This window comes from Rhodothermus profundi (genome assembly GCF_900142415.1).
GTDB lineage: Bacteria > Bacteroidota > Rhodothermia > Rhodothermales > Rhodothermaceae > Rhodothermus > Rhodothermus profundi.
Genome location: NZ_FRAU01000009.1, coordinates 1 through 12,985 on the forward strand (window position 1 = coordinate 1; position 12,985 = coordinate 12,985).

Here is a 12,985-nt window from a genome sequence, read left to right on the forward strand (position 1 = left end):
GTTTTCTCCAATAGATATGTGCTTCGCATTACTCTGGTATTTATTCTCATTGCAGGAATCTATGGAATGCTTAATGGTTTATTGTATGAGGATAGAAGAGATATTATGCATATTCTAATCCGTCCATTATACACAGCAAGAATCGTTTCTTTCTTTATATCATTTGAATTATTAATTATAGCTGCACTTACAAAAAAGATTGATTTAGCTTTAAATTCAAACAAAGATGTTTTATTCTGGTCTACCATAACCACTTATTATTTTTGGAGTATTTTGTTTTTTATTATTCGAATCACACATATATTGTCTGCAGATTATACAATTATATCAATTACACTTTTTGCCATAATATTTATTATGTTTTTCTTGGCATTTTGTCTTGTTTATCGAATACAAAAACGGATGGAATCAGCACATTAAAAGAGCCTGAGGTGCAGTGCATGGGTAGAGGCGTTTGGGTCGGTGGTTCGGGCGTTATTGAACGAGGCGGGTTGTAGCGGGGGCATGGCGTGTTGGGGTATGCTGGGTGGAAGCGGTTGGCTTCGGCTGGCGCAGCAGAATGCGACGTGTGAGCTCAACAGCATGCCGCAGATTGGAGATTATCGGACCGAGGAAGGAGTGCTTGTGGCATTTGCAAAGGGTGTATTGGAGGGGTGTGGGATAGGAGGGTTATTCGGGGGTGTCGCCGGCTGTGTAGTAGGAGTACCTTACGGTGTGGTTGCATCCCTGATAATCTGGCTATTAGAAACAAAAAATGATTACAAAGTAGATCTCACCCGTTGGTGCCAACAGAATTATACAAATTGTCAGAATAATGAGTATTATTTAAGAGTTTGTGCCGAATTGATTGATGTGGAATGAAAGGTATGTGGCCCGAATGAATAGCATGATGTCCCAGATTAAGAGAAAACCTGCATTGCGGGTTATCTTTACGTGGATGGGAATGGTAATTTTTCTTCTCATCACCAGGTTTGTTTTTCATTATTATGATAGATCTGTTAGATTCTATGACATTATGTTTTCAGCTATCAATACTTCAACTTTTGTTGTTATAGGTGTGATGGCTTTGAAATCGTATCTGGAATTACTTGGAAAGCAGAAATCAAAGAATAAGCATGTTTATTTCTTTTTTGCGACCGTTTTATCATTAATAGCCTTTCTTAGGCTAATATTTAATGATCTGGACAACATATTGTCTGTTATAAACGATAAAACAGATTTTATCATTATTGCTTTTGGGATTGCAAGTATATTCATCATATCGTATGTATGGATCTATTATATGTGGAAAGTAGGATGTAAAAAAACAAAGCGCCATCATCCATTTTTTCCTGATATTGAAGCAGGTGATTCGTCACCGTCAGGATAGATCGAAAAAATGGCGCCTCATAATCTCAGAGGAGAAAGAGCCGAGACGGCCTGTCCTTTCTGAAGGCGGGGTTGCTCCTGATCCCACCGGTCGATGATCCGAAGGGGGGGCGGTGGCGCTCACCGGCTGGCCTTGTTCGGTGATCGGGTGGGCGGTGTCGGGGCGGCGGCCTGCGGGATTATGGGTACGGGTAACGCCGCTGGGCAGCATGCAACGTGTTGCGCAGGAGCAGCGCAATCGTCATCGGGCCTACGCCGCCGGGCACTGGCGTAATCCAGCTCGCTTTGTCTGCGACGGCCTCGAAGTCCACGTCGCCCACCAGGCGGTAGCCACGGGGATGCCCGGGATCGTCTACCCGGTTGATGCCCACGTCGATGACAACGGCCCCTTCGCGCACCATGTCGGCCGTAATATAGCGGGGGCGTCCGATGGCGGCGACCAGAATGTCGGCCGCCCGGGTGAGCGCGGCCAGGTTGCGTGTGCGGCTGTGGCAGACCGTAACGGTGGCATCGATCCCGCGATGCAAGAGCAGGGCGGCCAGCGGACGCCCTACAATGTTGGAGCGGCCCACCACGACAGCGTGTTTGCCGGTGGTTTCGATCCCGCTGCGCCGGAGCAGCTCCAGAATGCCGGCCGGTGTGGCGGGCACAAAACCGGGCTCCCCCAGCAGCAGGCGGCCGGCATTGACCGGGTGAAAGCCATCCACGTCCTTGTCGGGACGGATCGCGTTCAGCACGCGGCTGGGGTTAATGTGGTCGGGCAGGGGAAGCTGCACCAGAATGCCGTCCACGTTCTCGTCGGCGTTCAGGCGCGCGATTTCGGCCAGGAGGGCTGCTTCAGAGATCGACGGGTCGAAGTGGAGCGTATCGCTGGCAATGCCTACTTCAGCCGCCGCTCTGGTCTTGCCGCGTACGTAAGAGGCCGAGGCCGGATTGTCGCCCACCAGGATGACGGCCAGATAGGGCGGGCGATGGCCGGCCTGCACCCATGCCTCAACCGCTGCCTTTACTTCGGCGCGCACCTGGGCGGCAATTGCTCTGCCGTCGATAATCTGGGCCACGATACCTGCGGTTCGTTTCGCTGGATGAAATCCGGTCGCTATAAACTACGGAACAGGCCGGGTCATAAGCATGCGAAACCTTCAGGAAATGCAAAAAAGCGCCAGCAGACTTGACCTTGAAATAGATCGGTCGATAACTTTGACACAACAACAAAAGGTAACCCATTCACCTTTCGGCTCCTGCGTATCGCAACAGAGGCTACCACGTTGGTCATCTTGAAGCGGCATCCAACAGGATGCCAGAACGATGAAGGCGAGGGTGCAGACCTGGAGCAAGCGTATACGCAGGGGCGTGGCCTGTCTGCTGGCATGCGGGCTGGTGCTGGCGGTTGCAGCGCAGCCCGTCGAGATCCGTTCCCTGGATCGGGCGCCCCAGGGCGAAGTGCTGGAAGTGGTAGCGCACTGGTCGCAGCCGCTGGCTGCTGCGCTTGACTCGGCCGGCGTGCAGACGCTTTCGTGGCAGGCGGTCGTGGCAGCTACCGGCGGTGCCTGGGAGACGTCCGAAACGGTCTGGCTTCCGATACTGGCTGCCCCCCGCGTTGATCTCATCGCGGCCGACTACGAGGAAGTGCCGCTGCGTTTGGACGAGCAGGGCGCCTCGCTGGCGGCCTGGCTCAACCAGCCGCCTGTTGAAGTGGTGGGGGTGGGGATGGAACGACGCCGGCCGGCCGGTACGCTTAGCGCGCGGCTGCTGGTTTATGATGAAGCTCGACAGGTGCTCCGGCGCTATCGCCGTCTGCAGGTGCGCCTGCGCTACCCCGTAGCACAGGCTTCGGTGTTAGGCACCGGGTTGCAACCCGCCGACAACCCCCACCTGCAGGTGACGCAGAGCGTGCTGGCTGAAGGGTTAATCGTAAAATTCCCGGTTCGGGAAGAAGGCCTTTACCGCATCGACCGGGCCACGCTGGCCGAACTGCTGGCCCTGGTCGGGCGCTCAGTAGACGAGATCGATCCGCGTCGGTTGCAACTCTATGGCAACGGCGGACGGCCGCTGCCAGCCCTGAACAGCGCGCCCCGGCCGGTCGACCTGATCGAAAATCCGGTGTGGCGCGTCGGACTCGACGATGGCTCCTTTGATGAAGGCGATGCGCTGATCTTCTATGCGGCTGGCGTGCAAGGATGGCGCTACAATGCGCAACACGGGGAATGGGAGCACTACACCCATCCCTTTTCAAACGCAAACTACTACTTTCTGAAAATAGGGGCGCAGGCAGGGCGTCAGATCGCGACCCTTCCGTTCCCAGACGCTCCGGACGCCCGGCCGGTTACGCAGTTGACTGGACGCTACGTGGTTGATCCCGAAGATTTTCTCTGGAGCAAGGAAGGAATCGCAGAGGGCAAGGGAAGTGGTCTGACCTGGGTGAGCGTCCCGATTAGTCCGGCTGGCCGATTGCGCATTTTAGAAGGCGTGTTGCCGCCGGGGCTGACGGCCGGGACGGTTACCTACCGCGCTCGCGTCGCCATTCAGTCGAATCCTGCAGCGTATGTTCGTTTTATCTCACGTGGACAGGAACTTGCGCGCGTTTCTGCAGGCGTTACCTTTCCGGATCCAGAAAGTCCAGTCGCACGCGCTGCCGAGGTGACGTTCACGCAGGCACTGGCTACGGCTGCCCCGCTAGAGCTGGAAATGACCCTGACGAATCCCGGCGGCGATCCGCGGGCAGCCCTAGAGTGGCTGCGCGTCTTCTATCCCATGCGGCTGGTCGCTACCGAAGACTATCTGCGCTTTTTTACACCGCCGGGTCAGACCGGCACCTTTGCGTTCTTGCTGGAAGGCTTTAGCGAACCGCCCCAGGTGTGGGACGTGACCGATCCCGGCACCATTGTGCGGTTGGAGGTGCGACCGGCTCCCGGCGGTTACCGCGTCCAGGTCGTCTGCAACGATCCGGAACGTCCCCGCGAACTGGTGGCCTTCACACCGGCGGCCGTGCGCCCGCTGGATCCAGCAGGGGCCCGCCGCGTGCCCAACCAGAACCTGCACGGCATTGATTTCTACCCGGACCTGGCCATCATTACGGCCGACACGTTCCGCGTTTACGCCGAACAGCTGGCTGAGCACCGGCGCCGGCAGGGATTGCGGGTGGTCGTGGCGACCGTCGAGCAGATCTACAACGAATTTTCAGGTGGGGTGCCCGACATGCGGGCTGTGCGCGACTATCTGAAGTTTCTCTACGACCGCGCGCCCGACGAATCCTCGCTGCTTCGCTACGCACTGCTGTTTGGCGACGGACACTACAACTACCGCGAGCTCTGGCAAAAGCCGACGCTCAAAAACTGGGTGCCTCCTTACGAGACGGTCGACTCCTATCACCCGATTAACTCCTACACGAGTGATGATTACTTCGGGCTGCTCGATGACAACGAGGGGCTGTGGATCGACTACGGCGCAGGGGCCTACAGCACAGAACGACTGGACCTGGGCATCGGTCGCCTGCCCGTGCAGACGCCGGAAGAGGCGCAGCAGATCCTGACCAAAATCTTTCGGTATGAAAGTCCAGAAACCTACGGGCCCTGGCGGCTGCGCTACACCTTTGTCGCCGACGACGGCCCGACCGGGGTGGCCGCCCAGCAAAACGACCTGGATCTGCACGTGCAGAACATCGACGTAGTCGCTGAAGAAGTAAAGCAGTTCTTCCCGGCCATTGATGTGCAAAAGATTTACGCCGTGTCGTACCCACGTGTGTTTATGGGCATCTGGCGCATCCCGGACGCTCGGCGTGACATTCTGCGGGTGCTGGAAGAGGGCACGCTGGTGTTTAACTATAGCGGGCATGGCAGCAGTGATGTGCTGGCGCAGGAAGAGATCTTTACGAAAGAGGATGCGGCTGCGCTGTCCAACCGGGATCGCCTGGCCATTTTTATCACGGCCACCTGCACCTGGGGACGGTGGGACATGACCGAGACGCAGAGTGGAGGAGAAGTTTTGCTGCTCAATCCTAATGGGGGCGCTGTAGCGGTCTTCAGCGCCGTCCGTCTGGTCTACACCTCACCGGATACCAGCGTGCTGAACGTAGGACTGAACCGCATGCTCAACAGGTATCTGTTGCAGCCAGAACCCGATGGGCAAATGCCGCGCCTGGGGGATGCGTTGCGCCGCATGAAGAATACGCGGGCTGGATTGCAGAACAACAACCGGCGGTTTAACCTGTTGGGCGACCCGACGCTACGCATAGGCTTCCCGAGCCGCCGCCTGGTTGTCGAAAGTATCAACAATCAACCCCCTGATCCTGAGCAACCTGTGCCCATGCGGGCGCTGGAGCGCGTGACGGTACAGGGCTATGTGCAGGAGGCCACCGGGCAGCCGGACGCAAGCTTCGACGGAGTGGTGACGCTCACGGTCTTTGATGCCGAACGGCAAAAACCATTACCCTACTGGCGCTACATGCCCACGCCATACTATCTGGTACGCGAAGACCTCATCTGGCGTGGACAGGTTGACGTGCGTGGTGGGCGTTTTACTGCTACCTTTGTCGTTCCCAAAGATATCCTTTATAGCAACCGGCACGGTCGCATCTCTGCCTATGCCCACAACTTCGAAAGCCACGCGGCAGGCTTTACGGAAGGCTTTGTGGTCGGTGGCACAGCCGCCTCTATTCCGGACGACCGCGACGGCCCGGAGATCCGACTGTACTTGAATGATACGACGTTTGTCTCAGGAGGACTGGTCCCCCCGAATCCTCGCCTGATTGTGCACCTGTACGATGCGTCCGGTATCAACACGGTAGGGGCAGGACTGGGCCACGAACTGCTGCTGATCATCGACGGGGACGAAGCACGGGCGCAAAATCTGAGCAGCGCGTTTCGAAGTGAACCGAACTCCTATCAACGCGGACGGGTGGAGTGGACGCTGACAGATCTGGAGCCCGGACCGCATACGCTTACCGTACGCGCCTGGGATGTGCTGAATAATGTGAGCACTGCGTCGCTGGATTTTATCATCAGCGATGATGAGCAGCTCGAACTTCGAAACGTGTTCAACTACCCGAACCCCACGACGGGCCCCACCCGCTTCGTGTTCGAACATAACCAGCCGGCCGGTACGCCGGCCCGCGTGCAGGTGCGCATCTATACGCTGGCCGGACGACCCGTGCGCACGCTCGATGGTATAGAGACGCTCCCCACCGGCGTGCTGCCTGCCAACATGGTCATCATCCCCTGGGATGGACGGGATGAAGATGCCGATCCGCTGGCTACCGGTATTTACCTGTATCGCCTGCGCGTAGAAATTGAACGGCCAGACGGCTCGCGCCAGGTGGCCGAACATATGGACCGTCTGGCGATTATTCGCTGAACTGGTCCTGTTTTTGTTTAAACTATAGAACCTGACCGGAAAACAATGGGTTATTCCTCAAAACAGAAGAACGTTATGCGTACGATGCGACACACGCTGCGCACGTTTTGCGCACTGCTGGGGCTTGCACTGGGGCTGGGGCAAGGGCAACCCGCGCTTGCTCAGGTAGGAGGAGCGGCTGTCCTGTTTTTGCAGATAGAACCGGATAGCCGGGCGGCCGGCATGGGGAATGCCGGAGTAGCCGTAGCAGACAACGCCTACGCCTTGTTCTGGAATCCCGCAGGCCTTGCTTTCCAACCGGCAGCCGTTGAAGTGTCCCTGACGCATTCAAACTGGTTGCCGGAATTCAATGCAGGCCTGTACTATGAATACGTAGTCGGACGGTTCTCGGTGGGCAAGCTGGGAAATATGGGAGCCCATGTGACGCTGCTCAACATGGGAGAGCACGAATGGCGGGATGAAAACAACAATCCGCTCGGTACCTTCCGTTCGTATGACATCGCGGTGGGCGTCTCCTACGGCTATCCAATCAACGAGCGCCTGGCCCTGGGGGTAGGTATCCGGTACATCTACTCCAATCTGGCCTCGGGTATTGAAGTCGAAGGGCGCGAAACCAAAGCAGGAAAGTCCTTCGGCATGGATCTGGGTCTGCTGTACCGAACCGAACCATTCAGCCTGGGAGGACAGGCAAAAGGGCAGTTCTCGGTGGGCTTCAACCTGAACAACATGGGGCCCCAGATCCAGTACTCCGATGGCGCTCAGAAGGACCCCATTCCGACCAATCTGCGCTTCGGCTATGCTTTTACCATTGACCTGGATCCCTACAATCGGATCACGTTCGCCAACGACTTCACGAAGCTGCTCATTCGGGTGCGCAGCGACTCAACAGGATCCCGGGCCGATCCGTTTTACAAGGCAATCTTCACAGCCTGGCGGCCGATCAAAGTGCGCACCAATGCGCTCAACGAGGAAGATGCGCAGTACCGCACGCTGAATATCTTTGAGCAGCTTATGATCGGGATGGGGCTGGAATACTGGTATAACCAGCTCTTCGCGCTGCGGGGAGGATTCTTCTATGAGAACCCCTACAATGGGAACCGGCAGTTTCTGACGTTCGGGGCGGGGCTGCGCTACAATATCCTGGGTGTCGACTTCTCTTACGTATACGCCCTCAAGGAAAACCACCCGCTGGCCAATACCATGCGTTTTTCGCTGCTGCTGAGTTTTAAGAAGTAAGAGGGCTAGCAGTGGACCAATCAGGCGCTTGCCTTTCGGGCAAGCGCTTTTTTATTTACCTCATAGTTTTCATAGGCTTACCCGATGAAGACGATCCGATGCGCCTGCGCCTGATGACGGCGGCGCATGTGCTGGCGCCGCGCGTTTCAGTCAACTGGATCATCAATCAGCGGGCAGATCTGCTCTGGTTCATTGGAGGAGCCTTGGCCGGCTATTTGCTGTTTTTCATGCATGCCGGTCTCGGCTGGGACATGATCACGATCTGGTTTCTATGGGTTATTTTTCTTGACAGTCCGCACTTCTTTGGAACCATCAGCCGAACCTATCTGGACAAGCAGGAATTTCGCCAGCGCAAGAAGCTACTCACCTGGAGTCTGCTCTGGTTTGCCGCTGGTCCGTTCATGATCCTGGTTTCCTGGGGGTTGTACCATCTGGGCGTAGAGAACTATCAGCTTCCCTGGAAGGCCTTTCTGGTATTTTTTGGCCTGTGGGCCTACTGGCATGTGGTGCGGCAGCACTATGGGTTCATGCGACTCTACCATCGAAAAAACAATGACCTGGATCGCATAGACTATCGCATTGACAGTGCGCTGCTGTATGGAGGACTGTTGTTACCGTTTCTGGCTTTTGTGGTGCGTCATCCAGAAGCTCGGCGAGGGCTTGGGTTGCCCGAAGCCTTTCCGGATTACCCGCCGCTACCGCATGGTAGCCGGCTGGCGGCGCTGTTTGACCTGAACTACCTGCAGGCGGTTACCTGGGAGCAATGGGTGGTGGCGTTTACCGCAGCCGCTGTCGGCACACTGGCCGTTGTCTTTGGGATACGCCAGCTCGTCAGGATAATTCGCGGTGAGCCTATTAATTTGCCGAAGATCCTGTTTATGCTGGCCGTGGTACCTCTCCATGTGTACATATGCTATGCCCCGGCCGTTCTCACAGCGCCATTGCTGGCTTTTGGAGCGTTTGTGACTATCTTTCACGACATCCAGTATCATGCAATCGTCTGGTTTCACCATCGCAATCGGTATCACCGGCCCGGCGTAGATCCGCGTCAGTTTGGACTGGCGCCAAAAATTTCGCGCAGTCTGCTCACCTATTTTGGGTGCGCCATCTTTTTTGCAGCGATTTTTCGGCTGCTGGGTTGTACGCTTGACGTGCATCCGGGCTGCGCCCCGTTTGTAATTACCAGCGAAGTGCCTCTTTTTGGAGAACTGAACACCGATGCGTTGCTGAAAGGTTTTTTGATAGGTTTTCCGCTGCATCACTACTTTGTTGATCAGTACATATGGAAACCTAGTAAAAGCAAATCCCTGCGCAGGGATCTGAAGCTTGAAGCCTGAATTTGCGGGGCAGTGGGCCGGCTTCGGCGGCCAGGCTTTTTTACAGAACAATGGATGGAAGGGCTTGCAATCGTACGTGGCATTTTGGTTCTTTGGGCATCATCCGGGAAGTTAAAGTACCAGGTGCACAATGCCGTGGTATCGTAAGCTGCACTGGCAGATTCTGATTGGGTTGCTGCTGGGCCTGTTGTTTGGTCTGCTCGCGGCGGCGCAGGGCTGGAGTGGTTTTGTAACGCGCTGGATCGCTCCATTCGGAACGATTTTTATCAACCTGTTGAAGTTAATAGCCGTTCCGCTGGTGCTGGCCTCGCTGATTGTGGGGGTAACGTCACTGTTCGACCTGAAGCGCCTCTCCCGCATCGGGGGCAAGACCATTGCCATCTATATAGCTACGACTGCTGTGGCCATTACGATTGGCCTGGGGATTGTCAACGTGCTGCGTCCGGGGCATGCCGTGCCTCCTGAAATGCGGGCACGCCTTCAGCAAGCGTATGAAGCCGATGTGGAGGCGCGGACGGAGCTGGCCGAGCAGGCCCGCCAGCGAGGGCCGTTGCAGGTGTTGGTGGACATTGTGCCGGAAAACGTCTTTAGCGCCGCTTCCAACAACCGCAACATGTTGCAGGTTGTTTTTATTGCGCTGTTTGCGGGCATTGGGCTTTTGATGATTCCAACGGAAAAGGCGCAGCCGGTTATTGCCTTTTTCGATGGCATCAATGCCCTGGTTATCCGCCTGGTAGAGTTGATCATGCGCATTGCGCCCATTGGCGTTTTTGCACTGCTGGCTGACACCATCACGTCTATTGCGCGCGACAACCTGCAACAGGTTTTTGAGCTGCTGGCGGCGCTGGGCTACTACAGCCTGGCTGTTGTGCTGGGATTGCTAATTCAGATGCTCGGGACCTACCCGTTGCTGCTCAAGGTGCTGGCCGGCGTGCCGTTGAAAACGTTCTTTGCGGGTATAGTCCCGGCCCAGCTCGTAGCGTTTTCTACCTCCTCGAGTGGGGCAACGCTGCCGGTAACCATGGAGTGCGCGGAAAAGAATCTGGGGGTCTCGGAGGAAGTATCCTCGTTTGTGCTGCCGCTTGGCGCTACGATTAACATGGATGGGACGGCACTTTACCAGGCGGTAGCCGCTGTGTTTATTGCCCAGACGCTGGGCCTGGGGCTGGACCTGAGCGCGCAATTGACGATTCTGCTCACGGCCGTGTTGGCGTCGATCGGTACGGCTGCGGTCCCCAGCGCCGGGATTGTAATGCTGGTGATCATTCTGGAGTCGGTCGGGGTTCCCAGTGCAGGGATTGCGCTGATCCTGGGCGTAGATCGGGTCCTGGACATGTGCCGCACGGTAACGAATGTAACCGGTGATTTGACCGTAGCTACCGTAGTAGCCGCTACGGAAGGCCAGTTGGTGATGCCCGTAGCTGAAACGAGAAGCGCCTCCTGACCACCCAGGAAGGCGCTTCCCGGCATCGCGTGCCGTGCGGGGATGAAGTGGAGGATCAGTTGCGGGTTGTATACTGCCGGAACCGGACCCAGATGCGGCAGGCCATGTCGCTTTCGCCCAGCGGGCAGTTAAAGTGGCGGTAGGCAATCCAGCCCATCCGCTCCGAGACCACCCGAAGCCGCTTTGACAGTTCATTCAACTGGTTGGAAAGCTGCCGAAAAGCCTGGGCCATTCGTTCGTTGGGACGTTCCATAGAGCCCGCCTCCTGAACTATCCAGTCCTTAGTCAAATCCTTTCTGATAAAAAAGTGCAGGTATGTTCATGGAAAAACATGCGCTTCTGGCGCATTGATCTGCCCAGTCTCGGCGCATTTCAACGTCGCCGCAGCGGACGCACACTGATCTCTTTGAAGTAAACAACATCCTCTGGACCGTGATTTTGCAGGCCAATATAGCCTTTCAGGGGGCGCGGCCCGCGGTCTGGTTCATACCAGGCTTGTTTGGGCGGTACTGGATCGCCCTCCGTATAGTCGGTGACCAGCACACCGTTGACGTGCACCATCGTGCGGGGGCCATCCAGCGTAATTTCCATCACATTCCACTGCCCCGGACGCGCAGGACGGGCACGGGCTCTGGTAAGGGAATACAGTACACCGGTGCAGTGATACGCATCTCCGTGATCATCAATCTGCACCTCATAGCCGCGATTGACGGGCATCCAGGGCTCTGTAGGAGGCTCTGGGATCCGGATAAATACTCCTGAATTTTTACCACCAGGATTTCGATACACCACCCGAATGACAACGTTACCAAACGGCTGGCGCGTGTACCAGAGCAGCCCCATCCCCCCTTCGGTTTTGAGCAGGCCATTTTCGACGACGAAACGACCTTCACCGACGTGTTGCCAGCCGTCAAGATTTTTTCCATTAAACAAAGGAGTCCAGAGCGTGTCCTGGGCAAAAAGAGGCATTGAGGCCAGCAGCGACGGCAGCAGAAGATGGAGCAAACGCATGGAAGTATGCTGTTGTGGGTGGGTTACTGTAAGATAAAATAAAAAAGCCGGCTCGTAAGAGCCGGCTTTGGAGTGCGCCCGGCAGGATTCGAACCTGCGACACCCAGCTCCGGAGGCTGGTGCTCTATCCACTGAGCTACGGGCGCCTGAGATCAGGCCAAAATATAGGCGTGCGCTTCGGTCTTCGTCTATGCATTCATCGTGAAGAGCACTTCCTGCGCACGCGGCGAGGATACGCCTGGAGGGGGGACGGCGTTCCCGGCCCCGCTGGCTTTCCTGGCAAGACTGGCTGCCGTATCTTCGTGCCAGAGAACCGAACGGCAGAATCTATGACGCATCGCAGTGCCTGGCTAAATGGTCCCTTAGAGCGGGCCCAGTGGCCTCCCTTGCTGACGGCAATCCTGGGATTGTTGCTGGCGTTTGTGCTGTTTCAACTGGTCATCAGCCCGCTGGTGCTGGTGCTGGGAGTGCTGAGCCTTGGATATGAGCTGTCTGTGCTGATGGATCTGCCGCAGTTGATGCGCGGGCAGCCTGGATTGCTCATGCTGGCTAACACAGCCGGACAGGTACTGGGGCTGGCACTGCCGGCCTGGCTGCTGACCTTGTTGCATACCCGTGAGGCGCAGCGTTTCCTGCGGTTGCGGCCCATTCAGGCAGGCGATCTGGGATGGGCGTTGCTGGGCCTGGCCTTTTTGATGCCGGTGGTGCAATGGCTGGGACGCGTAAACGAGGCGCTGCCGCTGCCCGAGTCATGGCGGGCGCTGGACGCGATGCAGATGGAACTTATCGAAGCAGCGCTGCAGGGAGGACTTCCGGTCGTCGTCAACTTGCTTGTGCTGGCTGTAGTGCCTTCATTCTGCGAAGAAGTGTTGTTCCGGGGGTATGTGCAGCGGCAGGCCGAACGAGGATTGGGAGCCCTTGGCGGCGTGCTATTCTCTGGAATTGTCTTTGGCCTGTACCACCTGCGGCTTACCCAGGTGTTACCCTTATGCGTACTGGGCGTATACCTGGCCTATCTGGTCTGGCGTACCGGCAGTCTCTGGAGCGCCGTGGCCGTTCATCTCGCCAACAATGCATTTTCGGTGCTCCTGGCTGCGTATGCCGAGTATCATCCGAAGCTGTCCTGGCAGGATCTGGAGCACCTGACCGTGCCCTGGTATCTGGTCGGGCTGGGACTGATCGGCTTTAGCTGGGTATGCTACCGGCTTGAGCGGCGCGCTCGCTTTATGACATAACC

The 12,985-nt window shown here is 56.7% G+C and carries 11 protein-coding genes and 1 tRNA gene; 8 read left to right on the forward strand and 4 right to left on the reverse strand.

Annotation, left to right across the window (positions count from 1 at the left end; all coding sequences use genetic code 11):
• From BUA15_RS13790 to BUA15_RS11560, 3 genes are all read left to right on the forward strand, one after another.
• On the forward strand, positions 1-420 hold a 420-nt coding region (locus BUA15_RS13790), incomplete at its 5' end, for a hypothetical protein (RefSeq protein WP_218587560.1).
• Between the two features lie 162 nt (positions 421-582).
• Positions 583-861 (forward strand): hypothetical protein, encoded by a 279-nt coding sequence (locus BUA15_RS13795; protein ID WP_143149612.1) that lies wholly within the window; start codon positions 583-585, stop codon positions 859-861.
• Between the two features lie 25 nt (positions 862-886).
• Positions 887-1,369 carry a hypothetical protein gene (locus tag BUA15_RS11560; RefSeq protein WP_143149613.1) on the forward strand — a complete coding sequence of 161 codons (483 nt, stop codon included), beginning with the start codon at positions 887-889 and terminating at the stop codon, positions 1,367-1,369.
• 178 nt (positions 1,370-1,547) lie between these two features.
• Here the strand turns inward: BUA15_RS11560 and folD are convergent, their stop codons facing one another.
• A complete protein-coding gene (folD, locus tag BUA15_RS11565) occupies positions 1,548-2,429 on the reverse strand; it encodes a bifunctional methylenetetrahydrofolate dehydrogenase/methenyltetrahydrofolate cyclohydrolase FolD (protein ID WP_084660591.1) in 882 nt (293 codons plus the stop codon).
• Between the two features lie 292 nt (positions 2,430-2,721).
• Between folD and porU the strand changes: the two genes are divergently transcribed.
• The 4 genes from porU to BUA15_RS11585 all read left to right on the forward strand — a co-directional run bounded on the left by porU (position 2,722) and on the right by BUA15_RS11585 (position 10,737).
• The gene (gene porU, locus BUA15_RS11570; protein ID WP_245772030.1) at positions 2,722-6,720 is read left to right on the forward strand and encodes a type IX secretion system sortase PorU; all 3,999 of its coding nucleotides are present in this window, start codon (positions 2,722-2,724) and stop codon (positions 6,718-6,720) included.
• Between the two features lie 75 nt (positions 6,721-6,795).
• Positions 6,796-7,956 carry a type IX secretion system outer membrane channel protein PorV gene (gene porV / locus BUA15_RS11575; RefSeq protein WP_178139419.1) on the forward strand — a complete coding sequence of 387 codons (1,161 nt, stop codon included), beginning with the start codon at positions 6,796-6,798 and terminating at the stop codon, positions 7,954-7,956.
• Positions 7,957-8,054: 98 nt separating this feature from the next.
• Positions 8,055-9,293, forward strand: a complete 1,239-nt coding sequence (locus tag BUA15_RS11580; protein WP_072716156.1) for a hypothetical protein — start codon at positions 8,055-8,057, stop codon at positions 9,291-9,293.
• A gap of 130 nt (positions 9,294-9,423) precedes the next feature.
• The gene (locus BUA15_RS11585) at positions 9,424-10,737 is read left to right on the forward strand and encodes a dicarboxylate/amino acid:cation symporter (RefSeq protein WP_072716157.1); all 1,314 of its coding nucleotides are present in this window, start codon (positions 9,424-9,426) and stop codon (positions 10,735-10,737) included.
• A gap of 55 nt (positions 10,738-10,792) precedes the next feature.
• Here the strand turns inward: BUA15_RS11585 and BUA15_RS11590 are convergent, their stop codons facing one another.
• The 3 genes from BUA15_RS11590 to BUA15_RS11600 all read right to left on the reverse strand — a co-directional run bounded on the left by BUA15_RS11590 (position 10,793) and on the right by BUA15_RS11600 (position 11,894).
• Positions 10,793-10,990, reverse strand: a complete 198-nt coding sequence (locus BUA15_RS11590) for a hypothetical protein (RefSeq protein ID WP_072716158.1) — start codon at positions 10,988-10,990, stop codon at positions 10,793-10,795.
• A gap of 119 nt (positions 10,991-11,109) precedes the next feature.
• Positions 11,110-11,748: a 3-keto-disaccharide hydrolase gene (locus BUA15_RS11595; RefSeq protein ID WP_072716159.1), complete on the reverse strand. Its 639-nt coding sequence runs from the start codon at positions 11,746-11,748 to the stop codon at positions 11,110-11,112.
• 73 nt (positions 11,749-11,821) lie between these two features.
• Positions 11,822-11,894: transfer RNA gene (locus tag BUA15_RS11600), tRNA-Arg, on the reverse strand.
• 183 nt (positions 11,895-12,077) lie between these two features.
• Here BUA15_RS11600 and BUA15_RS11605 point away from each other — a divergent pair.
• On the forward strand, positions 12,078-12,983 hold the full coding sequence (locus tag BUA15_RS11605; protein WP_072716160.1) for a type II CAAX endopeptidase family protein: 906 nt from the start codon (positions 12,078-12,080) through the stop codon (positions 12,981-12,983).
• The last annotated feature ends 2 nt before the right edge of the window (positions 12,984-12,985 follow it).

Coding starts and splice junctions, on each gene's coding strand:
- BUA15_RS13795 (WP_143149612.1), top strand. CDS start 583: ATGCCGCAGATTGGAGATTATCGGACCGAGGAAGGAGTGCTTGTGGCA.
- BUA15_RS11560 (WP_143149613.1), top strand. CDS start 887: ATGATGTCCCAGATTAAGAGAAAACCTGCATTGCGGGTTATCTTTACG.
- porV (WP_178139419.1), top strand. CDS start 6,796: ATGCGTACGATGCGACACACGCTGCGCACGTTTTGCGCACTGCTGGGG.
- BUA15_RS11580 (WP_072716156.1), top strand. CDS start 8,055: ATGCGCCTGCGCCTGATGACGGCGGCGCATGTGCTGGCGCCGCGCGTT.
- BUA15_RS11585 (WP_072716157.1), top strand. CDS start 9,424: ATGCCGTGGTATCGTAAGCTGCACTGGCAGATTCTGATTGGGTTGCTG.
- BUA15_RS11590 (WP_072716158.1), bottom strand. CDS start 10,990: ATGGAACGTCCCAACGAACGAATGGCCCAGGCTTTTCGGCAGCTTTCC.
- BUA15_RS11595 (WP_072716159.1), bottom strand. CDS start 11,748: ATGCGTTTGCTCCATCTTCTGCTGCCGTCGCTGCTGGCCTCAATGCCT.
- BUA15_RS11605 (WP_072716160.1), top strand. CDS start 12,078: ATGACGCATCGCAGTGCCTGGCTAAATGGTCCCTTAGAGCGGGCCCAG.